18 protein-coding genes are annotated in these 24,112 nt (G+C 48.7%); 12 read left to right on the forward strand and 6 right to left on the reverse strand.

The genetic code is table 11. The annotated features are described in order from the left end of the window. The first annotated feature begins 68 nt into the window (after window positions 1-68). Both PBOR_RS07470 and PBOR_RS07475 read left to right on the forward strand, forming a co-directional pair. Entirely contained in the window at window positions 69-1,610 is a 1,542-nt protein-coding gene (locus PBOR_RS07470; RefSeq protein WP_042211132.1) for a 2-isopropylmalate synthase, read from the forward strand. A gap of 482 nt (window positions 1,611-2,092) precedes the next feature. Next, complete coding sequence (locus tag PBOR_RS07475) at window positions 2,093-8,587, forward strand: SpaA isopeptide-forming pilin-related protein (RefSeq protein ID WP_218918887.1); 6,495 nt, start codon at window positions 2,093-2,095, stop codon at window positions 8,585-8,587. Between the two features lie 108 nt (window positions 8,588-8,695). Here the strand turns inward: PBOR_RS07475 and PBOR_RS07480 are convergent, their stop codons facing one another. Continuing rightward, entirely contained in the window at window positions 8,696-9,841 is a 1,146-nt protein-coding gene (locus PBOR_RS07480) for a response regulator (RefSeq protein WP_081971946.1), read from the reverse strand. 275 nt (window positions 9,842-10,116) lie between these two features. On the opposite strand from PBOR_RS07480, the gene PBOR_RS07485 reads away from it, so the two are divergent. The 4 genes from PBOR_RS07485 (at window position 10,117) to PBOR_RS07500 (ending at window position 12,919) form a co-directional block, all read left to right on the forward strand. Further along, the gene (locus PBOR_RS07485; RefSeq protein ID WP_042134488.1) at window positions 10,117-10,659 is read left to right on the forward strand and encodes an RNA polymerase sigma factor; all 543 of its coding nucleotides are present in this window, start codon (window positions 10,117-10,119) and stop codon (window positions 10,657-10,659) included. Next, window positions 10,656-11,120, forward strand: a complete 465-nt coding sequence (locus tag PBOR_RS07490; RefSeq protein WP_042211134.1) for a zf-HC2 domain-containing protein — start codon at window positions 10,656-10,658, stop codon at window positions 11,118-11,120. The genes PBOR_RS07485 and PBOR_RS07490 overlap by 4 nt, the downstream gene beginning before the upstream one ends. A 193-nt stretch (window positions 11,121-11,313) precedes the next feature. Beyond that, window positions 11,314-11,811: a hypothetical protein gene (locus tag PBOR_RS07495; protein WP_042211135.1), complete on the forward strand. Its 498-nt coding sequence runs from the start codon at window positions 11,314-11,316 to the stop codon at window positions 11,809-11,811. Between the two features lie 19 nt (window positions 11,812-11,830). Further along, complete coding sequence (locus tag PBOR_RS07500) at window positions 11,831-12,919, forward strand: DUF4097 family beta strand repeat-containing protein (protein WP_042211136.1); 1,089 nt, start codon at window positions 11,831-11,833, stop codon at window positions 12,917-12,919. 98 nt (window positions 12,920-13,017) lie between these two features. Here PBOR_RS07500 and PBOR_RS07505 read toward each other — a convergent pair whose 3' ends face one another. After that, entirely contained in the window at window positions 13,018-13,998 is a 981-nt protein-coding gene (locus PBOR_RS07505; RefSeq protein WP_042211137.1) for an aldo/keto reductase, read from the reverse strand. Between the two features lie 335 nt (window positions 13,999-14,333). Between PBOR_RS07505 and leuB the strand changes: the two genes are divergently transcribed. From leuB to PBOR_RS07530, 5 genes are all read left to right on the forward strand, one after another. Further along, window positions 14,334-15,416 carry a 3-isopropylmalate dehydrogenase gene (gene leuB / locus PBOR_RS07510; RefSeq protein ID WP_042211138.1) on the forward strand — a complete coding sequence of 361 codons (1,083 nt, stop codon included), beginning with the start codon at window positions 14,334-14,336 and terminating at the stop codon, window positions 15,414-15,416. 238 nt (window positions 15,417-15,654) lie between these two features. Next, on the forward strand, window positions 15,655-16,194 hold the full coding sequence (locus tag PBOR_RS07515; protein ID WP_042211139.1) for a peroxiredoxin: 540 nt from the start codon (window positions 15,655-15,657) through the stop codon (window positions 16,192-16,194). Window positions 16,195-16,423: 229 nt separating this feature from the next. Then, the gene (locus tag PBOR_RS07520) at window positions 16,424-16,831 is read left to right on the forward strand and encodes a hypothetical protein (protein WP_039301477.1); all 408 of its coding nucleotides are present in this window, start codon (window positions 16,424-16,426) and stop codon (window positions 16,829-16,831) included. Between the two features lie 333 nt (window positions 16,832-17,164). Next, the gene (locus tag PBOR_RS07525) at window positions 17,165-18,268 is read left to right on the forward strand and encodes an ATP-binding protein (protein WP_042211140.1); all 1,104 of its coding nucleotides are present in this window, start codon (window positions 17,165-17,167) and stop codon (window positions 18,266-18,268) included. Window positions 18,269-18,412: 144 nt separating this feature from the next. Then, the gene (locus tag PBOR_RS07530) at window positions 18,413-19,957 is read left to right on the forward strand and encodes a leucyl aminopeptidase (RefSeq protein WP_099052447.1); all 1,545 of its coding nucleotides are present in this window, start codon (window positions 18,413-18,415) and stop codon (window positions 19,955-19,957) included. A gap of 114 nt (window positions 19,958-20,071) precedes the next feature. Here PBOR_RS07530 and PBOR_RS38315 read toward each other — a convergent pair whose 3' ends face one another. The 4 genes from PBOR_RS38315 to PBOR_RS07545 form a co-directional block, all read right to left on the reverse strand. Beyond that, window positions 20,072-20,203 carry a hypothetical protein gene (locus PBOR_RS38315; RefSeq protein ID WP_256704057.1) on the reverse strand — a complete coding sequence of 44 codons (132 nt, stop codon included), beginning with the start codon at window positions 20,201-20,203 and terminating at the stop codon, window positions 20,072-20,074. Window positions 20,204-20,311: 108 nt separating this feature from the next. After that, window positions 20,312-20,494: a FeoB-associated Cys-rich membrane protein gene (locus PBOR_RS07535; RefSeq protein ID WP_042211141.1), complete on the reverse strand. Its 183-nt coding sequence runs from the start codon at window positions 20,492-20,494 to the stop codon at window positions 20,312-20,314. A 43-nt stretch (window positions 20,495-20,537) separates the two neighbouring features. After that, window positions 20,538-22,550, reverse strand: coding sequence for a ferrous iron transport protein B (feoB, locus tag PBOR_RS07540; RefSeq protein WP_042211142.1), 2,013 nt, complete (start codon window positions 22,548-22,550; stop codon window positions 20,538-20,540). Beyond that, a complete protein-coding gene (locus PBOR_RS07545) occupies window positions 22,547-22,789 on the reverse strand; it encodes a FeoA family protein (protein WP_042211143.1) in 243 nt (80 codons plus the stop codon). The genes feoB and PBOR_RS07545 overlap by 4 nt, the downstream gene beginning before the upstream one ends. 246 nt (window positions 22,790-23,035) lie before the next feature. Here PBOR_RS07545 and PBOR_RS07550 point away from each other — a divergent pair, with 246 nt between their 5' ends. Further along, window positions 23,036-23,995, forward strand: coding sequence for an aldolase catalytic domain-containing protein (locus PBOR_RS07550; RefSeq protein WP_174479809.1), 960 nt, complete (start codon window positions 23,036-23,038; stop codon window positions 23,993-23,995). Window positions 23,996-24,112 lie beyond the last annotated feature (117 nt).

Genomic DNA, 24,112 nt, shown 5'->3' on the forward strand with positions numbered 1-24,112 from the left:
TCAGATGCGGCCGTAATTTTGCGAGCCGCATTTGAGGGTTTATGGACAATTTGCAGGAGGTGCTCAGCATGCGGAAAATTTATGTGTTCGACACGACGCTGCGTGACGGAGAGCAGTCACCGGGTGTGAACCTCAACACGCGCGAGAAGGTGGAAATCGCCTATCAGCTGGAGAAGCTGGGAATCGACCGGATGGAAGCCGGGTTCCCTGCGGCATCGCCCGGAGATCTGGCTGCGGTTAACGCAGTGGCCAGAGCCGTGAAGAACGTCACTTTGATTGGCCTCTCCCGCTCCAGAGAGAGTGATATCGATGCGGTGAAGGAAGCGCTGCAGGGGGCACAGGATCCTTGCATTCATATTTTCCTCGCCACGTCCCCGATTCACCGCCAGCACAAGCTGCGTATGGATAAGGCACAGGTGCTGGAAACCGCGCAGTCGGCTATCCGCTATGCCAAGAAATATTTCTCCAAGCTGGAGTTCTCTTTGGAGGATGCCGGCCGGACTGAACGTGACTTCATGGCTGAGATGGTGTCGATGGCAATCCGTGAAGGTGCCAATGTAGTGAATATTCCCGATACTGTGGGCTATTTGAACCCTTCGGAGTACGGCGCAATTTTCAAATTCCTGAAGGACACGGTGCCTGATATTGAACGGGTGCAGCTTAGTGCACACTGTCATAATGATCTGGGTATGGCGACCGCCAATACGCTGGCTGCGATTCAGAATGGTGCGGATCAGATTGAAGGGACCATTAACGGTATTGGTGAACGTGCCGGAAACACAGCGATTGAAGAGGTGGCGCTGGCGCTGGAGACCCGCAGTGAGTTTTTTGACGCCAAAACTTCACTGGTCCTGTCGGAAATTTCCCGTACCAGCCGCCTGGTCAGCAAGCTGACCGGGATGGTAGTGCCAGGGAATAAAGCCATCGTCGGGGCCAACGCCTTCGCCCATGAATCCGGTATTCATCAGGATGGCATGCTGAAGGAGAAGACGACCTACGAAATCATGACACCTGAAACAATCGGCCTCAAAGAGAGCAAGCTGGTGCTCGGTAAGCACTCCGGACGTCATGCCTTCCGCGATAAGCTCAGTGATCTGGGTTATGATGTCTCTGAGGAAGAGCTGAATGCCGCTTTTGTCAAGTTCAAGGATCTGGCGGACAAGAAAAAAGAAGTTTCGGATGAGGATATTTTAGCCCTTCTGGAAGAGAAGCTGATCGATACGCCGGAGACCTTCAGCCTGCAGACCATTTATGTTACGTATGGTAATGAAGCTACGCCAACGGCCAAAGTTATTATTAACGGGCAGGAGCCGCAGCCAATTGTGGCAGTTGCCGAGGGCAATGGTTCCGTAGACGCGATCTATAACGCCATTGATCAGGCTACTGGTGAAGAAGTCACATTAGGCGACTATTCGATTAAGGCAGTCAGCAGAGGCAAAGATGCGCAGGGTGAGGTTCATGTTGTGCTGTCCCAAGGCGAGATCGCAGCGCAGGGCCGCGGACTTAGTACCGATATTCTGGAAGCGAGTGCCAGAGCCTATCTGGATGCACTGAACAAGCTGATTGAGAAGCGTAAAACGCTGCTCCCGGCTGACCACGCCAGCCTGTAAACAGTATATATAGTAGTTTTACATGAAATAAAACCAAGGTTTAAGCCATTGGGCCAGCAGAACGTTTGCTGGCCCAATGGCTTTTTTTGTTTTCTTAGGAGATGTTGAAATATTTTCAGGGGGTTTGTCAGTGATTTATCAGTGACTTTAGTTACAATTTATCTAGTCATAATTACGCCTTTTGGCACTTTCTTTGTCGATGGATAGGGTTTTCTAGGAAAATGGTGTGGGAAATGGAGTAATTACATAGCTGTTCAGAAATTGTACAGGTCCCTGCTCTAAAGTCATAGCTGATCATTCCACGACTGTTGCAAGAACAAATCATACATAAGAAAGAGGGAGAGGTCTTGAGATTAATGAAAAAGAAAAAATGGGCTTTGGGGCTCGGAATATTACTGTTTGTAACACTATTCGCCCATGCAATGGGCTTCTTTACCAATGTTAATGCGGATGCAAATGATACTCAAATCACAGAAGATATTGTGAAAACTGTAACACTCTCGGTATACGAGAATGGGACGCAGGTTACGGATAATGTGTACAAGCTGGATTCTACAGTTAAGCTGAATTTGACTTATGAGCTTCCGGATGCAAAGTATGACAAGGGCGCTACTTACACGTACACTCTTCCTTCCCAATTAAAAATTAATCAAACGTATTCTGGTACGCTGGTTAACAGTGAATTTGCCGATGGGATTGGTACTTATACTGTAGGGGCTGATAATAAAGTCGTCTTTGTTTTTAATGAAAATATTGAAGGGCTATTAGATATAAAAGGAACTTTTTGGGTTGAATCCACCCTAAGCTCAACTACAGTTACCGGCAGCACGACGCAGGTGCTTTATTTTCCAATAGCGGGAAATGCGAATAACTCAATTACGCTCCAGGTTCAACCCAGTAACGGAAAGGCCATCACCAAAACCGGAACACCAATGCCGCAAAAATATAACGCCAGCAGTATTGACTGGACGGTTGATGTAAATACGCTTTTGAATAAACTTGATAATGCTGTAATTACGGACCCCATGCAGACAGGCTTGGAGCTGGACCCGGCTTCTATTGCTGTATATGCATTGACGGTGGATGTCAAAGGAAACTTAACCCTTGGCGGGCAGGTCAGTCCGGCACTCTATGACACGACCGCAAGTGATCTTACCAAATTGGATCTGAAATTCAAAAATTCAATAAATGAAGCTTACCGGGTGAAGTTTACGACCAAGAATATAAGTACTGGAGAGCAGACAAAATTTAATAATACGGCTACACTGACTGCTAATGGCTCACCTGAATCTGCATCCGCAGAGGTTAATATTAACTTGGGCAAAACGCTGGAAAAGTTTACAAGCGGTTATAATTCATCAGATGAGACCATTACTTGGGAGATTAGGTTCAATTATAATGAAAAGCCAATAACGTCGAATAATGCTGTACTGACTGACTATTTCAATATAACCCAAGACTATGTTGCTGGTTCAATGATTATCTATAAAGTCAAGCTGGATCAAAATGGATCTGGAACAGATGACGGAACGTTGATTGCGGATACGGATTATACGCTGACCCAACTACCTGACGTATCAGGTACAGCTGGATTTAAGCTTCAGTTCAACCATGATATTCAATCTGCCTACCGGATTGTCTATAAGACAAAGGTAGCTGAGCGGGTATACACTGGTGAGAGCATCGTAAATAAGGCGACTTATAACGGGCAAACTGTTCAAGCGAGTACTTCGACTACCCAACGTATTTTGAACAAGCAGGCTGTAAATAATGGTACGGATGTAGACTACTTGAACAAGACCGTGAAATGGACTATTAAGGTTAATGAAGATAGTAGAACTATGACAAACCTGGTACTTACCGATAAATTTACTAACGCAGGATTGCAACTGATCGGGAAACCGGCTATTTCGCCTGCGCTTGTTGAAGGTACGGATTATGAGATCACCAATTTAGGCTCTGGTGAATTTAAGGTGAATGAAGGTTTTGTGATTAAATTTTTAAAGCCAATTACTAAGGCTTACACGATTACCTACAGTACTAAATTTGATTATTACTCTTTGATCACTGCTTCAAAATATTTCATTAATACTGCATCCATTCTGTGGGATGAAAAGACATCAAGCAGTGCTCAGACATCAAGTTCAACATTCACTCCAGATGCTAAAGTCATAAAGAATGGATTTAAGACTGGAAAGTATGATATAGCCAGCAAGAAAATCACCTGGACTGTTGGAGCGAATTATAATAAAAGAGTGCTCGCTGCAGGTGCGGAGCTGGTTGATACGCTTCCGGCGGGTCAGCAGGTAGTTGCGGGTACTGTAATTGTTAATAAGCTGAATTATGGTGCTGATGGAGCACATTACTCTGTAAATCCTCCTTTGGTTGAGGGTACAGATTACACAGTTACTGTAACAGATAAATTACTCAAGGTTAAATTCAAAGACAGTGTGGATTATGCCTTCTATGTAGTTTTTAAAACGGAGTTCATAGACGGTGATATTAACCTTTCGAGTGTTACTAATAACGCCATATTGAATAACTCGGAGGATAAGCCAGTCTCGGAAGTATTATCCGGCAGTGCAAGTGTAACGAATGGCGGACAATATGTAACAAAAACCGGATCCCGGGATAGCTCTGATCAAACTATCATTAACTGGACAGTAACGATTAATGCAAACCAGTCAAACGTGAGCAATGTTCAAATCGTGGATACTCCGAGTAGTAATCAGGTACTGCTGCCTGAAAGCTTCCAGCTCGTTGAGACCACTGTTAACCCTGCGAACGGGACAGTAAATGTAACGGCTAACAAGCTTGAGCGTGACAAGGATTATACGCTGGATTTCATCACGGACAGTACCGGCAAGGATACATTCAAGCTGGCATTTACGGACACCATTGATAAACCATACATTCTCACCTATAAGTCAGTGATTACGGCAGTTGGGACCGTACCTATAACCAATGCTGTGTCTTTCAGTGGGGTGGGATCCCAACTGGTAAGTAAACCTTTTTCATTCACCCAAAGCTTCACTATTGTTGATACCGGAGGCACGGGCAGCGGTGTAAAAGGCTCGCTTAAAGTGCTGAAAACAAATGCAGACCAAACTAAAAATCTGCAAGGTGCCGAGTTCTCCCTGGGGCGTATTGTAGGCACAGAACTGAAGGATACAGTGAAAGCAACCAGCGATTCAGCTGGCAATCTGGAATTCACTAATTTGCGGGCCGGTAAATATGTTCTTAAGGAAACAAAGGCACCGACTGGATATGCACTGGATACTACAGCGCGGACGGTAACCATTAATTCTTCTACACCTGTTCTGCTGACCGTTACGAATGATTTTAACGGCTCGCTCAAGCTGACTAAGGTTGCTCAGGATGATTCGTCCAGAAAACTTGCAGGTGCAGAATTTGAACTGTATGATGCTACGAATACATTGGTTGGAACGGGAACTGCCGATGCAAACGGCGTAGTATTATTTACGAAATTAATGGGAGGAAGCTACACATACAAAGAAACTAAAGCACCGGCTGGATATAAGCTTAATGGTAATAGTGTTTCCGTAACTATAGATCCGGCTCAACAAAAGGCTGTGACGGTTACTAATGAAGCACTTCAAGGTTCGCTTAAGCTAATAAAGGTAGATAAAGATGATGCGGCGAAGAAGCTTGCAGGAGCAAAGTTTGAGTTATACAATTCCAGCAATACTCTAGTGGCAACATCTACTACCAATGCCAGCGGGGAAATTGTATTCAGTAATTTGAAGTTCGGAACTTATTCCTATCAGGAAACAGCAGCTCCTGCCGGTTATGAATTGGATTCAACAAAGCAGACTATTACGATCGACTCGGATGTGCAGAAGGTTCTGGAACCGATCAAGAATACAGCTACTCTGGGCTCGCTCAAACTCGTTAAGGTAGATGCAGCTGACAGTACGAAGAAGCTTGCCGGAGCGAAATTCGAGCTGTACAATTCCAGCAATGCCATGGTGGCAGCTGCAACCACCAACGCCAGTGGTGAAATTATATTTGATAATTTGAAGGTTGGAGCTTATACACTGGAAGAAACCAAGGCTCCGGCCGGATATGATTTGGATTCCACGGTGCGCAACATCACGATTAGTTCGAAGGTACAGCAGGTGCTGGCTCCAATTACGAATAAAGAAACCTTGGGCTCGCTCAAGCTTGTTAAGGTAGATGCGGCGGACGGAACGAAGAAGCTTGCCGGAGCGAAGTTCGAGCTGTACGATTCCAGCGATGCTGTGGTGGCAGCGGCGACTACAAATGCCAACGGTGAAATAGTATTTAATAATTTGAAGCTCGGAGACTATACACTGAAGGAGACCGAAGCTCCAACCGGGTATGAATTGGATGGAACGGTGCGTAATATCAAGATTGATTCGATGGTACAGCAGGTTCTGCAGTCTATCCCCAATAAAGCAACCACAGGCTCACTCAAGCTTATAAAGGTGGATGCAGCTGACGGAACGAAGAAGCTTGCAGGAGCAAAGTTCGAATTATACAATTCCAGCAATACTGTGGTTGCGGCAGGGACTACCAATGCCAATGGTGAGATTGTATTTGATGATTTGAAGCTTGGAACGTACACACTGGAGGAAGTCAAGGCTCCGGCCGGATATGATTTGGATGGAGCGGTGCGTAACATCACTATTAATTCCAAGGTGCAGCAAGTGCTGGATCCAATCAAGAATAAAGAAACGCTTGGTTCGCTCAAGCTGGTGAAAGTGGACTATAATAATGCGAATAAGAAGCTTGCCGGAGCTGAGTTCAAACTTTATAATTCCGGCAATGTGTTAGCAGCGACAGGCGTCACGGATACCAATGGTGAAATTGTGTTCGATGATTTGAAGCTTGGAGATTATACACTGGAGGAAACCAAAGCTCCAACCGGATATGATTTGGATGGAGCAGTGCGTAACGTGAAAATTATTTCAGATATTCAAAAGGTTCTTAATCCTATTCCAAATAAAGAAACCATAGGCTCGATTAAGTTTGTTAAGGTCGATGCAACTGACGGGACGAAGAAGCTTGAAGGAGCTGTATTTAAGCTCACGAATTCCAGCAAGGTCGTGGTAGGAACAAAGACAACCAATGCGAATGGTGAAATTGTATTCGATAATTTGAAGGTTGGAGTCTATACCCTGGAGGAGACTGCGGCTCCAGCCGGATACGACTTGGATGGAACGCCTCAGAATATCACGATTAATTCTAATGTACAGAAAGTACTGGATCCGATTAAAAACCAGGAGACTTTAGGTTCACTTAAGCTCGTGAAAGTGGATGCAGCTGACACAGCGAAGAAGCTTGCAGGTGCTGAATTCAAGCTCACGAATTCAAGCAGCGGTGCTATAGTAACAGGCACCACCAATGTTAATGGTGAACTGGTATTTAATGATTTGAAGCTAGGCAAATACACACTGGAGGAAACCAAAGCTCCGGCCGGATATGATCTGGATGAGTCGGTGCGTAATATCACAATCAGCGAGAAAGCCCAGCAGGTGCTGGCTCCCATTAAGAACGTGGAAACTCTGGGTTCACTTAAGCTCGTGAAGGTAGATGCAGCTGATACCACGAAGAAGCTTGCCGGAGCAGAGTTCAAGCTCACTAATTCCAGCAATGTTGAGATAACGAAGACTACCAATGCCAGTGGTGAAATTGTATTTGATGATTTGAAGCTGGGTTCGTACACGCTGGAAGAAACAAAGGCACCAGCCGGATATGAATTGGATTCAACGCCGAAGGACGTTACAATCACTGTGAAAGCCCAGCAGGTGCTGCCTCTGATTAAGAACGTGGAAACCTTAGGCTCGCTTAAGCTCGTGAAGGTAGATGCAGCTGACGCCACCAAAAAGCTTAAGGGAGCGGAGTTCAAGCTCACTAATTCCAGCACGAATGTGGTAGTAACGAAGACTACCAATGTGAATGGCGAAATTGTGTTCGAGGATTTGAAGCTTGGAACGTATACGCTGGAGGAAACTAAGGCGCCAACAGGATATGATCTAGATTCAACGGAGCGCACTATCACGATTAATTCAAAGGCCCAGCAGATACTGGCACCTATCACGAATAAAGAAACCCTGGGTTCAATCAAGCTTGTTAAAATAGCTGAAGGTAACGCAGCTAGAAAGCTTGCAGGGGCTGAATTTAAGCTTTATGATTCCAGCAAGAATGTAGTTGCAACGGCTATTACCAACGTGAATGGTGAGATTGAATTTAAGGATCTGAAGCTTGGAGTATACACACTGCAAGAAACCGTGGCGCCAACCGGATATTATCTGGATTCAACGGAGCGCAGCATCACAATTGATTCGGGGGTACAGAAGGTTCTGGAGCCTATCACGAATAAAGACATACCGGCACCGACAGGAGCGCCCGGAACAAACCCTGTGGTTACCCCAACACCTACTCCGGTTAGCACTGTGACGCCAGGCGTAACAAGTACGCCTGGACCATCGGCAACAGGAGTACCTGGTGTGACGTTTACACCGGGACCTACACCAATTGCAACCTTAAGTCCTACTACACCTGCAGTAAGCAGTGCACCGACGCCACAGGCTACATCAGCAACTACTGTTGAGGATATTCCAATCGATGGCGAAATTCCGCTGGGCGGCATTCCAAGCATCAGTGTGGAACCGTCACATGGCACAGTAGTTGTTACACCGGATGGCAAATGGACTTATACTCCTGATCCGGGCTATACCGGCAAGGATAAGTTCACCATTACGGTAACGGATGAAGACGGCAATGATCAGGATATAATTATTGAGGTGGGTGTTGATGAAGTGCCGACAGGTACGGTAACTGACACTAACTCTGATGATGACGGTCTGCCTGGAGATCTCCCTAAGACAGGCGAAGAGAGTCCGCTTCCGCTGTATCTGATGGGTGGGGGACTGGTAGTTCTGGGTATACTCCTGGCCCGGAGATTCAAGGGAGGCAAGAAACCGGAGTAATCAGAGACAGCATAAACAAGGTTACATTGGTATACAGAAAACCCGCCCGAAGCAAATGTTACGGGCGGGTTTTCTTGTTCTTATATTCAGCAGAAGAATAAGATTGATTCACAGACTTCTGAAATTATGCTGCTTCCATTCCTCGTACCACCGGGTAATATTCGCCGATAGACCGATGCCAAGTTCTCCATTCCAAAGAGCTGTCAGAGTATTATATTGTTCCTCAACGCCGGAGCGCTCACCAATCATGTCATAAGTTTTCATAAGCCCGAAATATCCCTGTTCGGAATAAGGCTGAAGACGGACCACACGCTGATAGATTGTAACGGCCTCTGGGATTTTGCTGGTCTCTATATAGTACGCTGCCAGACTCAGTGCATGATGCAGCCAGATTGTCCGGAGCCGCTGACGCTCACTCTCGGCCCACAAATAATCGTAGTCGCCTAAATAATCACCAGTGTAGAAATCCAGCAAACGCTGATGTTCCTGAACATTGTCAGTACTGGCCGGCTCCAGAGTAAGGATGCCTTTCTCCCATTCGTAGCTGTCGATTAGCGCGCTCCCGGTCTCCAGGGTATACCCTTCTCCGCCGCTGACATTATTGATGAGCAGATCAATTTCTCCTTGCTTCAAGCACTGCCTTACCTGATAAATGGTGGTGTAGAGGTGCGTTGAGGCTTTTTTGAGATTGAAATCAGGCCATAGGAGATCAATCAGGCTGTCCTTGCTGACAAACCGGTTACGGTTATGAAAAAGATAAGCAAACAGCTCCTGGGCTTTCGAGGTACGCCAGCGGATATTGCTTAACGGCTGTCCGCCGCGCTCGAAACGCAGTGACTGGAGACTGCGGATCATGATTTGATGATCTGTAATATTCTTATCGGGCTCCAGCTCTATCCGTTCCTCTAGACGCTGAAAAGTCTTCAGTAACCTGGCTCTGCTTACCGGCTTCAATACATAATCCAGAGCGTTCAGCTCAAAAGCGTCGACAGCGTAATTATTGTACGCAGTGACAAATACGATTTTGGCACGGGGGCAAAGATTCTGCAGCATTTCACCAGCCTGAACCCCATTCATCTCGGGCATATCAATATCCAGAAAAATCACTTCCGGGTCCAGTTCCGGTGCTGCCTTGAGCGCCTCATAAGGATCAGTGTAAGCGGCAATGATCTGTACTGGCGTTAATTCCTCAAGCATGAGCTGAAGTTTTATAAGTGCAAGACGTTCATCATCCACTAGCATAGCTCGAATCATTTCGGTCCACCGCTTTCCTTATCTTTCTACTGAAACGGATAGGGGCCTCTTAAGGACGGCGCAGCCGTTTCTATTTTGGTATGCCATTTAACCATAATGATAAATGAATTCGCCAAGAAAAAGGAATTCCCTTTCTGTGAGGATTAAGCCTTATATCGGATATATTATTGTAAAATAGAATACGGATAACTTTTTTGAAAAAAATTCGTATGCCGTGCAGGGGGATCTGCTTGCCCGGCGTCTAACGTTATGTAACTGAAGGAGGGGAGAATTACTTGGAAGAGACGGAGTGGATTACTGCTGTGCTCAGCGGAGAGCATCAGGCCTTCGGGCATCTGGTGACGCGTTATCAGGGCATGGTATACAGTGTGTGCATCAAAATCACAGGAGAAGCCGAGTCGGCCAAGGATATGGCCCAGGAAGTCTTCATCAAGGCTTATAAGGCTCTTCCCTCCTTCAGAGGACAGTCCTCATTCTCCACGTGGCTGTACCGGATTGCTTACCGGACCTGTCTGGACTGGAAACGGGCCAATGACCGGGAATGGCGGCACCGGAGCACAGCGGATTACACAGAGAATGATTGGGTGACTTCGCAAACGCCTGAGCAGGCGGCACTCCGCAAGGAAGCCTCCCAGGAGCTCGGTGAGAATTTGAACAGTCTGACAGAGCCGTACCGGTCGGTTGTGCAGCTGTACTATTTTCAGCGACACTCGTATCAGGAGATTGCCGATCAGAAAGGCATTTCGGTCAAAACGGTTGAATCGCAGCTGTATCGGGCCAGACAGATGATGCGCAAAAGCGGGGAGGAATGGCGATGAATTGTGCAACAGTAAAAGAATGGATGCCGCATTATATCGATGGCCAGCTGCCGCCTGAGGCGCAGCAGACAATCCGCCTGCATATCGAGTCCTGTCCCGGCTGCGCGGAGTGGCTGGAAGAGGCACGCGGGCTCGCAGCGCTGTGGAGTGAGATGGAAGCCGGGCTGGACGGCCTTGGCCAGGAAGCAATGCAGCCTATGGACTTCCCTGATCTTACAGCGGATGTGATGGCACAGATTGACCGGATGGAGAATGGCCGCAGGGAACGGGTGATTAAAGCAACGATGTCCAGACGGCGCACCGCCCCGGGAACCTCCTGGATGCATTATGGCGTTGCCGTGGGGCTGACTTTTCTCCTGCTGCAGTTCGGTGTGTTTGAACACCTTGCCTACGGCATTACCGAAATTAATGGGCAAATGTCCACTTCAGTCAGCGCCTGGTTCGGTCCTCAAGGCAAATAATCCGTAAATCAGCAGCGGCTTTACCGGCTAATTCATGCTAATAAAGCCTGTGTACGATAGAAGCAGTTTTACTGTAAAGAGAGTTCTAAGAAGCGGATGTTCCGCAAAACTCAGCGTATGCTTTCGAAGCAGTTTTGCTGTAAAGAGAATTCTGGGAAGCGGATGTTCCGCAAAACTTTTAGGAGGGTATTATATGATTAAGAAAAGACGCTGGCTCACTTTTCTCCTGGCGATGGTTCCGGGACTGGGCCATATGTATTTAGGCTTCAAAAAGTTGGGTCTTGAGTATATGCTTGGAGCATCGCTGTGTATTATGTTCATTCCGTCGATGCCCACTGTATTTCCGTTCGCGCTGGCAGCGCTCTGGTTCTATCAACTATTCGATGCGCTGCAAAAAGCGGCCTGGATGAAACTCTCTGCGGCTGAGCATGAGCGGATGATGTTCCATCCGGACAGCTTCGGGGCACCTTGGACTATGGGGATGCCGGCACCTCCGGTGTATCCGCATGATGATGTGAATCCGGTATGGGTAGGCATAGGCTGTGTCATAGCGGGTATTATGCTAATGCTCATTACGGTATTCCCAACGCTCTGGAGAATACTCAATGATATGAACATCGGGGCGATCCTGTTGTCTCTTGCTTTGATCGGATATGGACTGAGAATGCTGAAGAATAATTCAAAAGTATAGTGAAATGGGGAAATGAACTATGGGGAGATGGAAAATCGGCAGCTTTACGGCCGCAATAGGCTGCATTGTGCTGGGGGGCATAGTCGTACTCGCCCAGTACGATGTAATTACTTACGAGGCGCTGGGCTACATCTGGCCGGCACTGCTTATCCTGTTCGGCCTGGAGATGCTGCTTAGGCTCTTCATTAAATCGGATGCTAAGAGCCGTGTGAGCGGCTGGGCAATTGTACTGATTATCGTGCTTGTAGCGGCAAGCGGGGCACAGACCGTGCTGGCCGGCGGTTCGCTGAGCAGCATCTTAGGCAATACAACGCTTGTTCCGGTAAGCGGTACTTTAGAGGTGCAGCAGGAAATTAAGAATGTGAAGATCGAATTGCCTGACGGTAAGGTGAAGATTGAGGGCGTGCAAGGAAACACGCTGGAATATGAAGGGAAGCTGGAGCTGCCGGGCAATACGGACAGTGAAGCAGCAAGCGCACTTGAGCGTAAATGGAAAGTAACGACTGAAGGCGACACGATTGTCATGGAGCTGGAGGGTGATTCGGGCTGGCTCTCGAACATCCAGTTCGGGATCAATGTCAAAGCCCCATATCTGAATGTCAGCATTCCGCAGAATTTAGCTATTGAAGTAGAGACCAGCGACGGATCCATCGAAGCTGCTGGTCTGACAGCAGGCATTGATGTGGACACCAGCAACGGGACTATGGACATCCATGATATTACCGGAGGCGTGGAGGCTCACACCAGCAATGGTACAGTAACTGTGCAGAATGTACAGGGTGAAGTGGAGCTGGTCAGCTCGAACGGGGCGATTACACTGGGCAATATCGACGGCGCTTTGTCTGCGAAGAGCAGCAACGGTAAGATTACTGTCAATTCTGCAGTAACAGGCGACTGGGAGCTGAAGTCGAGCAATGGCAAAATTGTAGTGGGCCTGCCGGCTGTAACAGATGCTACAATTAATGCGGATACGAGCAATGGTTCGCTTAAGGGTAATGTTACCTGGGATGGCGATGATAGCAATGGCACAGCTGTGCTTGGCAGCGGAACCCATGAAGTTACTTTATCCACCAGCAATGGTTCTGTGACGGTGGACACGGCACAATAAATTGCATAAAGAGCTGCTTCCCGGAAATTTCAGCCGGTAAGCAGCTCTTTGTGCAAATATAAGAATTTAATGTTTTACGGGGATTTTTAAAAGCCTGTTTACCATGCGTAAGCCTTCGGAGCAGCACCGCCCGGTCCTGGGAAAATCTCGTCCAGACGCTTCAGCACGGACTCTTCCAGGACGATCTCCAGGCTGCGCAATGCGCTTTCGAATTGTTCCAGCGTGCGCGGTCCGATAATCGGGGCCGTCACCGCAGGATTCGCCAGCAGCCAGGCCAGGGCGATATTATCCTGCGGCTCGCCCAGCTCCAGACTCAGTTCAGCAAAGGCTTCCAGCTGGCTCTTATGCTGCTCTACACGTTCAGAGTTGCCTCCACTGCGGCTGCCCTCGATCTTCTTCAGTGCATTGCGGCCGAGCAGCCCTCCGTCAAGCGGGCTCCACGGGATAATTCCAAGACCCAGATGCTGGGCCGCAGGCAGGACCTCCAGCTCCGGCAGACGGCAGGTAAGGCTGTATTTATGCTGCTCCGATACCAGACCGAGGAACCCGCGGGCCTTCGCTTCCTGCTGGGCTATGGCAATATCCCAGCCGGCGAAGTTGCTGGAGCCGACATAGCCGATCTTGCCCTGGCTGACAGCAAGCTCAAAGGCGCCCCACAGCTCGTCCCACGACACGTTACGGTCGATATGGTGCATCTGGTAAAGTTCAACATGATCGGTCTGCAGACGCTGCAGGGAGGCTTCCAGGTGCCTGCGGATAATATAAGAAGAGAGGCCCGCTTCATCGTTCGGACCATCCAGCCTGTCGCTCATCGCGCCATAGACCTTGGTGGCCAGCACTACCTTTTCCCGGCGTCCGCCGCCCTGTTTGAACCAGCGTCCGATAATAGTTTCGGTTAGGCCGGAATTCTCACCCCATCCATAAACGTTAGCGGTATCAAAAAAGTTGACTCCAGCGTCCAGCGCTGCATCCATGATGCGGAAGGCTTCCTTCTCGTCGGTAATCGGTCCGAAATTCATCGTTCCCAGACAGAGGCGGCTAACCTTCATGCCAGACTTGCCAAGCTTAGTATATTGCACCTTAGTATCACTCCTTCTTCAAGATGGACTAACGGATACATTGAACAATTGCATACTAATTGTAAACAACTTAAGAAACAAGAGCAAACCGCGGTTCAGCTTATATTAGTGCCAGGTTCTGATATGAACGTACTAATGTGATTAGTATCTGTTTCTTTTTATGTTGCAGTACATCCTAATATAAAAAGGACTACCAAGGTACCGGTCTACTCCTATAGGCTTTGCCTATCAGTTCAATAGTATCTATATCTTTGTCCTTTGTCTGTTGTTATGATACAACAATATACAGAAGAACTATGTCTGCGAGCAGCAGGACTACCTAAGGAGTGACAGGAATGAGCGAGGTTAAAAAAATCGCCGTAATTGCCGGGGACGGTATCGGACCTGAAGTTGTGGCAGAAGCGGAAAAAGTATTGAAAAGAACGGAAGAAGTGTTCGGCTTAGCATTTGAAACGGAGCATGCCCTCTTCGGCGGGATTGCCATTGATGAGAGAGGAACACCGCTGCCGGAGGATACGCTGGAAATCTGCCGAAGTGCAGACGCTGTATTGCTGGGGGCTGTTGGCGGGCCACAGTGGGATAACAATCCCAAGGAGCTGCGTCCGGAAACCGGACTGCTGGGTATCCGCAAAGCACTGGGGCTGTTCTCCAATCTGCGTCCCGCGGTCGTCTTCGATTGCCTGAAGGATGCTTCCACGTTGAAACCGGAAGTGCTGGAAGGCACGGACCTGATGGTGGTACGTGAGCTGACGGGCGGTATTTATTTCGGTGAGAAGCTGCGCCGTCAGGGTGAACACGGGGAAGAGGCTGTCGATACCTGCGTATACAATGTAACGGAAGTAGAGCGGATTGTACGCCAGGCATTCGAGATTGCCGGCAAACGCCGTAATAAGCTGGCGAGTGTCGACAAAGCCAATGTGCTGGAAACCTCGCGCCTCTGGCGTGAGGTGGTGAACAGACTGGCACCGGAATATCCGCAGGTTGAGCTGGAGCATGTTCTGGTAGACAACTGCGCAATGCAGCTGCTGCGCCGTCCTTCGAGCTTCGATGTTATCGTCACTGAGAACATGTTCGGAGATATCCTGAGTGATGAAGCAGCGATGCTGACCGGTTCCATCGGTATGCTGGCTTCGGCTTCACTGGGAGAAGGCAGCTACGGCCTCTATGAGCCGGTACACGGCTCTGCGCCTGACATTGCCGGCCAGGGACTGGCGAATCCGATCGCAACGATTCTGTCGCTTGCGCTGATGTTCCGCATGACCTTCGGCTACGAAGAGGCAGCGGCAGCCATCGAAGCGGCTGTGGCTGAAGTGCTGGATGCCGGTCACCGGACCAGTGATATCGCTGTAGACAAGAGCAAGGCAATCAGCACTACAGAGATGGGTGACCTGATCGTTGCCGCTATCCGCAAAGCCTAGTTCTACCACATATGCCATTCTTTGACGCAGAAAGAAGAAAAACTTCACAAAATGTTGCTTATTTATAATAATTATAAAAAAGTAATGAGTGTAATATTGACTTTGATTTTGTACGATGATAACATTTGTTCTGTAGCAGCAAGAACGTAACCATCCATCAAAATCAAGAAAAGCATATTGCACCCGGCTAACAGCCTAGTAGTTGTTTTTCTTACATAATCAAAGGAGGATTTAAGCAATGGCAGAACGTTTGGTAGGTAAACCAGCCCCTGATTTCTTCATGGAGACAGTAACGGGTGACGGTAAGGATTTCGGTAAGGTTAGCTTGTCCGACTATCGCGGTAAATGGCTTGTATTCTTCTTTTATCCGCTTGATTTCACATTTGTATGTCCGACCGAAATTACAGCACTGAGTGATGCTGCGGCTGATTTCGCAGAGCTCGATACAGAAATTCTTGGTGTGAGCATCGACTCCATCCACAGCCACAAAGCCTGGTTGACAACACCTAAGGATATGAACGGTCTTGGACCGGTTAACTTCCCGCTGGCGTCCGATATCACGAAGAAGGTTGCCAGTGATTATGGCGTCCTGATCGAAGAAGAAGGCGTAGCTCTTCGCGGATTGTTCATTATCGATCCTGATGGTGAACTGAAATATCAAGTGGTTAACCACAACGATGTAGGCCGCAGTGTAGAAGAAACTCTGCGTGTGCTGCAGGCCCTGCAATCCGGCGGGCTGTGCGCTATGAACTGGAAACCGGGCGACAAGAATCTGTAAGCTGCCGGTCCGTATCAGCTGCGATCTTTGATATACTAAGAGAACCTCCTTGCGGGAGTATTTCCCGGCAAGGGGGTTTTTTGTAACAAATGGCCTGCTCCTTGCCGGACAAGCCGTTTAAAAATGGGCGTGAAGGTTAATATATAGCTTCAAGGAGAGGAATCTCTCCTGCCATTGTGTAATATAATAATAGGAATTCAACGGAAAAAATCAAGGAGGGTGAACAAAAATGAGCTTTTGCTGTGGAGCGAGTATGGTTGGAACTAAGGGGACCCTAAAGCATTATCGCACGCAAGTCCATAATGTTCCCCTGCTTTTTTGTCCGGTATGCCACCGGGTAGAGGTACATTATAAAGTCGAGAATGAATATGAAATCCTGGCAGAATATGCCCATGGCGACGGAGTTACGGATGTTGATTTCCAGGATTATGTAATGGAAGATGAGGAAGCGATCTTCGAGAATGTGATAAATATGGAGAGCGAGGATCCGCTCGCTATTGTGCGCAGCCAGATTGACATGTCGCTTGACCTGCTGGCTGTGGCCAAACAAATTGGCGATACCAAATGGGAACGTGAACTGAAAAAGCGTCTGGCCGTGATGAGCCAGCGGCGCCACCGGCTGCAGCAGAAAGCATAATTATCTAAGGTCGGATGCTGCTCCGGAATGTCAGAAAGAAGAGAGTCTTCGCGATTTGCGGAGGCTCTTTTCATTGTATTTGCAGGAAACGAAACATTCTAACGATATTTAATGTGTCTTAAGAATCATTTTAAGAATATTTTTGTCATTCGACAGTTTCTCCGATTGCGTTGTCTTCTTCTCTTGGATATGATTGGAATATAGTTGAAACGGTTGGATAATATAATACGATTTCCGAATGTTCTGGCGGCTTCGTCATATACTCATATACATAGTAATTTGATGTCGCTTAAGCGTCTTCGTCAATTGCAGTAAAAGGGGGAACTTCGTATCGTGATAAGCCAATATCAGGAAAGCTTGCTGTTACCGGCAAGAACGTTTCAATCCGGACCGATGGATACTACATATGAGGATGTGCTGGAGCATATCGACAGCGGGATTCTGCTTTTTGATGAAGAGGGAGTTCTGACGTTCGTAAACAAGCAGATGTACGGCATTCTGGAACTTAACCGCCATTCTCTGCTGGGCTGCACACTGAGTCATTTGTTAACCCATATTCAACTAAGCCGTTTTAAGAAGAAACTGGTATTGCGGAGTTACCGTGAAATGGTGGTCAAAGGTAAGCCAAGCTATGAATTTGTAGATGAATATGGCCGGTACTGGCGCGCCTCTCTCTGCAGCGGTGAGCAGATGAAGGGCTGCTACCTGTTCACGCTCAAAGAAATCTCAGACTTCAAACTGATTGAACAGACAGCGTACCAGAACGACAGTCTGGCAATGCTGGGCAGATTATCGGCTTCAATTGCACATGAGATCCGTAACCCGCTGACCGCGATCCGGGGGTTTATCCAATTACTTCATCCTCATCTTCACCTGCTCGGCAAGGAAGAGTATGCGAAGATTATATTAGCTGAGATTGATCGTGCCAATGACATAATTCATGAATTTCTGACTTCCTCCAAGCCTTCTGTGCCACAGGTCAGCATGATTCCTGTCTCGGCGCTGCTTAAGGAAGTTGTCCTGCTTACAGAGAGTGAAGCTCTGATGAAGGGCTGCCAGATTAATCTGCAGGTGCTTCAGGAAGACCTGTTCATCTCCGGTGACACGAAACAAATGAAGCAGGTTGTTTTAAATATGATTCGGAATGCTATGGAAGCGATCTCGGAGAGAGCGGATGATTCCATGGGCAGAATAGAGGTCGGAGCGCGTAAAGAGGGTACGGAGGTGCGGATCTTCATCTCTGACAATGGCAAAGGAATGGATATCTGCACACTGGATAGGCTGTTCAATCCTTTCTTTACGACGAAGGAGAATGGTACGGGATTAGGATTATCCGTCAGTGACCGTATCATCAAGAATCATGGCGGCTGCATCTCTGTCAGCAGCCGGCTGAATGAAGGTACCCGGTTCGTGATTTCGCTTCCGCTCATTCATTAATCAAACAATAGGCTCGGTATTTCTTAGCTGCCGGGTTATAATCAATATATTAAGGGCTGATTCCTGCAGTGCACGGTCAAGTGCGGGAGATCAGCCTTGTCTGCGTTATATGAATCATACAGATAGTAAGTGGAGGGGTGCAGCTTGATTATTGAATGGAGCAGCGGTTCAGAGGCAGCTTCGCTGCAAGGCGATGCCTTATGTTTCATAGTCTCGGAGGCACAGGCGCAGGGAGAAGGGCTTCCGGCGGAGTGGGCAGAGAGAATCAGCCTGTTGTCCAAGGCAGGGCTGTTTAGCGGCAAGCTGGGGCAAGTGTATCTGCTGCCTGTGACTGGCCGTCCGGAGCGGCCGGTTGTCATTCTGGCCGGGAGCGGGAATGGCAGCGCAGGAGTCCATGACCTGCGGCTGCTGATGGCGCAGACCGCAAGGGCGGCTCACAGACTGAAGGCAGCTGCCCTTATTGTGCAGATACCGGATGAGTGGAATCAGCTGCCCGGGGCAGTGGAGGCGGAGACCGCGGGTCAGGCCCTCGCAGAAGGCTTGGTCCTTGGGGCATACCGCCGCAGACATTATAAGCTGGAGCAGCCGGCATATGCCGGCCTGAACACCGTACGGCTGCATATAGAACGTCAGAGCGGGCCGTCAGAAGACGAACGCTGGAAGACAGGCATCCTGCGCGGCCAGGCCTTTGGTGAAGCGACGAATCTGGCCCGCGACCTGACCAATCTCCCGGGGAACCTGCTGACACCCTCAGAGCTTGCGGCAGCAGCTATTGAAGTAGCCGAACGTCACAGCCTTCCGGCTGAGGTGCTGGATGAACGTGAGATTGCACTCAAAGGAATGGGCGGGTTGCTGGCGGTCGGCAAAGGCAGTGTGAATTCGCCGCGTATGATTGCCATTCGCTATCAGGGAACCAATCATTGGGAGAACGTGGTGGGGATTGTCGGCAAAGGCATCACCTTCGATACCGGGGGCATTTCGCTCAAAAGAGCCCCGGGCATGGAGGACATGATTAGTGACATGGGCGGTGCAGCTGCTGTACTTGGAGTTATGGAGGCCTTAGGGCGTCTGCGTCCCCGGATTAATGTGGTGATGCTTATTCCATCAGCTGAGAATATGCCGTCAGCCGGCGCTTTTAAACCTGGCGATATTATAACTTCACTTAGCGGAAGAACGATAGAAGTGCTGAATACCGATGCGGAAGGCAGAGTAGTTCTAGGCGATGCAATTACTTATGCGCGGGAGTGGGGAGCGGAACGGATTATTGATGTCGCCACGCTGACCGGGGCCGTCTTGTCCATTCTGGGCGATGTGGCAACGGGTGCTGTAACGAATGATGAAGGGTTCCTGGCGGAGCTAATGGAAGCCTCCAGGCTGTCAGGCGAGCAGATTTGGGCCCTCCCCGTCTATCCGGAGTTCCGTGAGATGCTGAAGAGTGAGGTTGCCGATATCCGCAATGCTGCAGGAAGATACGGAGGAGCTTCTACAGCCGGATTATTCATCGGCGAATTTGCCGAAGGACTGCCCTGGATTCATCTGGACATCGCCGGAACGGCATTCCTGTCCAAAGAACGGGGAGTGAACCCCAAGGGGGCAACGGGTGTGATGGTGCGTACGCTGCTTGAATATTTGTTCCGCTTAGCTTCTGACCCTGGAAGCCAGGCAGATACTGCTGGATCTTCTTCATGAACCTGTTATGACCTGTACGAAGCTAAACAGCCGCAGTCTCCGGATTCCCGGGACTGCGGCTGTTTATGGTTGAGTTATTTTTCGGATTCGGATGAGGAGAGCCTGGGTTACACCCTATTTTCTGGCTTTCATCTGCGCAGTGAAGGACTGGACACCGTTCATGATCTTGTCCCGTGTATTCTTATTCTTCAGCAAGTAGGCTGCTCCCAATGCTACCGTAGTAAACAATGTCTTTTTGGTGTTCATGGTAATTCCTCCTTGGTGTGGTCTGGCTGTAATTGCTTATTAGTAACATACCCGCATGCCAAGGATTCTAAACGAAATGTAATCTATTCTCTAGAGGCACAGGAGGGTCTAATGTTTGCTGTCGGCTGTACTTCCGCAGCATGACAGGGGTGAATCCATCGAAGCGGCTGAACAGGTCTTGCCTTTATCACAACCGGCACAGGCGCCCTCTTTACCCTTTTGAACATGACGGTACAGCATCCAGCCAGAGTACCCGAAGATAAGCGTTACAATCAGAATATTGACTATCATTGCTGCTCTCGCTTCCTCTCAGTAAATCTTGGACTTGCTGCCTTTATGACCATCCTAACAACCGGCCGCCCTGGAAAATAACCAGTGACACGGCATACGCCAGTACCAGTGAATATCCCATGGAGAAGAAGGTCCATTTCCAGGATGCCGTTTCTTTCTTGATAACTCCAACCGTAGCCAAGCAAGGAATGTAGAGCAGGATAAAGGCCATGAAGCTGACCGAACTAAGCGGTGTGAAGACCGAAGCAATTTGACCTTCCAGCCCTGCACTATCCGGCGCATGGTAGATGATATTCATGGTGGAGACAACAACCTCTTTGGCGAGGAAGCCGGGAACCAGTGTTGAACCAGCCTGCCAGGTTCCGAAGCCGAGCGGCTGCAGCAGCGGTGCGATCAGCCCGCCGAATTTGGCCAGGAACGAGTTGTCCATCTCCACATTGAATCCGGAAGGGCCCGCATAAGACATCAGCCAGATGATAACCGAACCGGCAAGAATGATCGTTCCGGCTTTACGCAGGAAGCCTTTGCCCTTCTCCCAGGTACTGCGGCCCAGTGTCTTGAACTGCGGCATCCGGTAAGGAGGCAGCTCAATGATGAAGATGGAGGACTCATTCTTGAACAGATGCTTGGAGAATAATTTGCACAGAATCAGGGCGAAGACTACTCCCATCACATACATCGCCAGCACCGCAGTTGCTTGCTGGGCCGGGAAGAAGACCGCTGCAAACAGCAGGTACACCGGCAGCCTTGCTGAACAGGACATCAGCGGCAAAAGCAGCGTTGTCAGCATGCGGTCCTTGGGCTGTTCGATACTCCGGGCGGCCATAATCGCCGGCACGTTGCAGCCGAAGCCGATAATGAAAGGAATGAAGGCTTTGCCGTTCAGACCCATACGCTCCATCGTGCTGTCCATCAGCAGACAGACGCGTGCCATGTAACCGGAATCCTCCAGGAAGGAGATCATCAGGAACAGGATGAAAATCTGTGGAACGAAGACGAGCACGCCGCCGACACCTCCGATAATACCATCGACAATCAAAGCATGAGTAAAGCCTGATGCGCCAATCGTCTGCAGCAGTGAGTTGGCTCCGTCACTAAGGGGGCCGCCAATGAAGCCGTCCACAAGATCTGATAAAGGTCCGCCAACCCAGTCAAAGGTCGTTTTGAACATGGCATACATAAAGACGATGAACAGAGGCAACCCCAGAAAACGGTGAGTCAGGATGGAATCCAGCCGCTCCGTCAGATTATGCGGCTTTTGCTTCGTTGCATCGATAGCTGCTGCGCATACACTGCGGATGTGGTCCATACGGATGGAGCGGATCCATTGCGGAAGGGTAAGCGCCAGCTTCTGCTGCTGCAGCTTGGTCTGACAGGCATCGCAGATAAGCATCAGCTCGGAAGTATCCATACGTTTCTTGAGCAGCTCGAGTACTACCGGATTCTGCTCCATCAGCTGCAGCGAAACCCAGCGCAGGTTAGGCAGCCCGGCGATCTGCTGCAGTTTATTAGTAATTGAAAGTATCGCCTCTTCAACAAGTTCACCGTAATCCAGCTGGAAGCTCACTGGGCGAATATTCGCCGGTTTCTCCAGTGCGCTCAGTACCTGGCTGCTTCCTTTGCCTGTTCGGGCAATCAGCGGCAGCACGGTTATTCCAAGCTGTGCCTGCAGCACTTCAGGATTAACCTGGATTCCGCGGGCATTGGCAACATCAATCATATTCAGTCCGAGTACAATCGGCTTGCCGTATTCCAGCAGCTGCAGGGTAAGCAGCAGATTTCGTTCCAATTGCGACGCATCGACAATATTAATGAGAGCTTCGGGTGTTTCTTCGATCAGATATTGGGCAGCTACACCTTCGTCGCGGGAGAGCGGATGAAGTGAATAGATTCCGGGTAAGTCAATCAGTTTGCCGGCCCCATTCTTCAAGCTGCCGACCTTCTTCTCAACAGTAACGCCTGCCCAGTTCCCTACATATTCATACGAAGATGTGAGTGTATTGAAAAGCGAGGTTTTTCCGGTGTTGGGGTTCCCAACAAGTGCGATGGAACTCATGAAACCTTCACCTCTATCATCGATGCTTCTTTCCGGCGGATAGCGAATAATTGACCGTTGCATTCCAGCGTAATCGGGCCCATAAAAGGTCCTTTACCCTTCAGGCGGATCATTACACCTTCAGATACTCCCAGATCGGCAAGACGGCGGCGCAGGATGGGGTTCATGCCTTCGATTCTATAAATAGAGCCAGTAGAGCCTGGTTGTAAACGCAGCAAGGAGCAGGATGCAGAAGCCATTGTAATCCCTCCAAGAGAGACTGATAATCAATCTCAATTATTTCTTGTACTGTAGCATTTTGTTAGAAATATTGCCGTGACTAATATCATTGTTTCGATCGCCTGAAATCGATATGGAAATTCCTGAAATTTTCTTTACAATTTATTCTTCATTAAAGTATGATTGAACGATAATGTAAGCATAGTAATTTTGTGCCCGTATTATGAGGACATAATATGAAGCTAAGCCCGAAGGGAGAACAGATTGTGAAGAGTAATCAGAGCAAGATTGTCGATTGTACCATCCGTGACGGGGGATTGGTGAATAACTGGGATTTCAGTATTGAATTTGTTCAGAAATTATACGCCGGTTTGAATGAAGCTGGTGTTGATTATATGGAAATCGGATATAAAAACTCACCGAAGCTGCTAAAAGGATCCGAGGGTGCAGGTCCATGGCGTTTCCTGAATGATGATTTCCTGCGCAAGGTGATTCCGCAAAAAGGCCATACCAAGCTGTCGGCACTGGTCGATATTGGCCGTGTAGACGTGAATGATATCCTGCCCCGCAGCGAGAGTATGCTGGATCTGATTCGTGTAGCCTGCTACAGCAAAGATGTGGACAAGGCGCTTGAACTGGTTCAGACCTTCCACGATCTGGGTTATGAGACTACGATTAATATTATGGCTCTATCCAATGTCATGGAGAATGAACTGCTTGAAGCGTTCGAACAGATCCGTGAGAGCGTCGTTGATGTTGTATATATCGTTGATTCTTACGGCAGTCTGGATCACAATGACATCCATTACCTGGTAGAGAAGTTCAGAACACATTTGCCGGATAAACGCCTGGGTGTACATACACATAACAATCTGCAGCTGGCCTTCTCCAATACACTGATTGCTGCGGAAAAAGGTGTCGAGCTGCTGGACGCTTCTTGCTACGGCATGGGCCGTGCTGCAGGCAATTGCCCTACAGAGCTGCTGGTTACCCATTTGAAGAATACCAAATACACCCTGCGTCCCGTTCTGGATATCATTGAGAACCTGATGATTCCTTTGCGTGAGAAGGAAGAATGGGGTTATATCATCCCTTATATGATTACAGGAACACTTGATGAGCATCCTCGCTCGGCGATGGCGCTGCGATCTTCAGCCGATAAAGACAAGGCGGTTGACTTCTATGACAAGCTGACAACACCTGAGGTTAATTTCGGGGATAAATAAACGTCCGGAAGAAGAAAGCACTGGCCTCTATTTGGAGGAAGGTGCTTTTTTTCTGCCAAAGTGGTTTCTTTTCATATTGTAGGATGAACGATGTAACTTTACGGGGGGATTCAACCG

Source organism: Paenibacillus borealis (genome assembly GCF_000758665.1).
GTDB classification, from domain to species: Bacteria; Bacillota; Bacilli; order Paenibacillales; family Paenibacillaceae; genus Paenibacillus_AQ; species Paenibacillus_AQ borealis.

Bases quoted from the DNA above. Each gene is read 5' to 3' on its own strand.
- PBOR_RS07470 (WP_042211132.1), top strand. From the start codon at position 69: ATGCGGAAAATTTATGTGTTCGACACGACGCTGCGTGACGGAGAGCAG.
- PBOR_RS07480 (WP_081971946.1), bottom strand. From the start codon at position 9,841: ATGATTCGAGCTATGCTAGTGGATGATGAACGTCTTGCACTTATAAAA.
- PBOR_RS07490 (WP_042211134.1), top strand. From the start codon at position 10,656: ATGAATTGTGCAACAGTAAAAGAATGGATGCCGCATTATATCGATGGC.
- PBOR_RS07495 (WP_042211135.1), top strand. From the start codon at position 11,314: ATGATTAAGAAAAGACGCTGGCTCACTTTTCTCCTGGCGATGGTTCCG.
- PBOR_RS07500 (WP_042211136.1), top strand. From the start codon at position 11,831: ATGGGGAGATGGAAAATCGGCAGCTTTACGGCCGCAATAGGCTGCATT.
- leuB (WP_042211138.1), top strand. From the start codon at position 14,334: ATGAGCGAGGTTAAAAAAATCGCCGTAATTGCCGGGGACGGTATCGGA.
- PBOR_RS07515 (WP_042211139.1), top strand. From the start codon at position 15,655: ATGGCAGAACGTTTGGTAGGTAAACCAGCCCCTGATTTCTTCATGGAG.
- PBOR_RS07520 (WP_039301477.1), top strand. From the start codon at position 16,424: ATGAGCTTTTGCTGTGGAGCGAGTATGGTTGGAACTAAGGGGACCCTA.
- PBOR_RS38315 (WP_256704057.1), bottom strand. From the start codon at position 20,203: ATGAACACCAAAAAGACATTGTTTACTACGGTAGCATTGGGAGCAGCC.
- PBOR_RS07535 (WP_042211141.1), bottom strand. From the start codon at position 20,494: ATGATAGTCAATATTCTGATTGTAACGCTTATCTTCGGGTACTCTGGC.
- feoB (WP_042211142.1), bottom strand. From the start codon at position 22,550: ATGAGTTCCATCGCACTTGTTGGGAACCCCAACACCGGAAAAACCTCG.
- PBOR_RS07545 (WP_042211143.1), bottom strand. From the start codon at position 22,789: ATGGCTTCTGCATCCTGCTCCTTGCTGCGTTTACAACCAGGCTCTACT.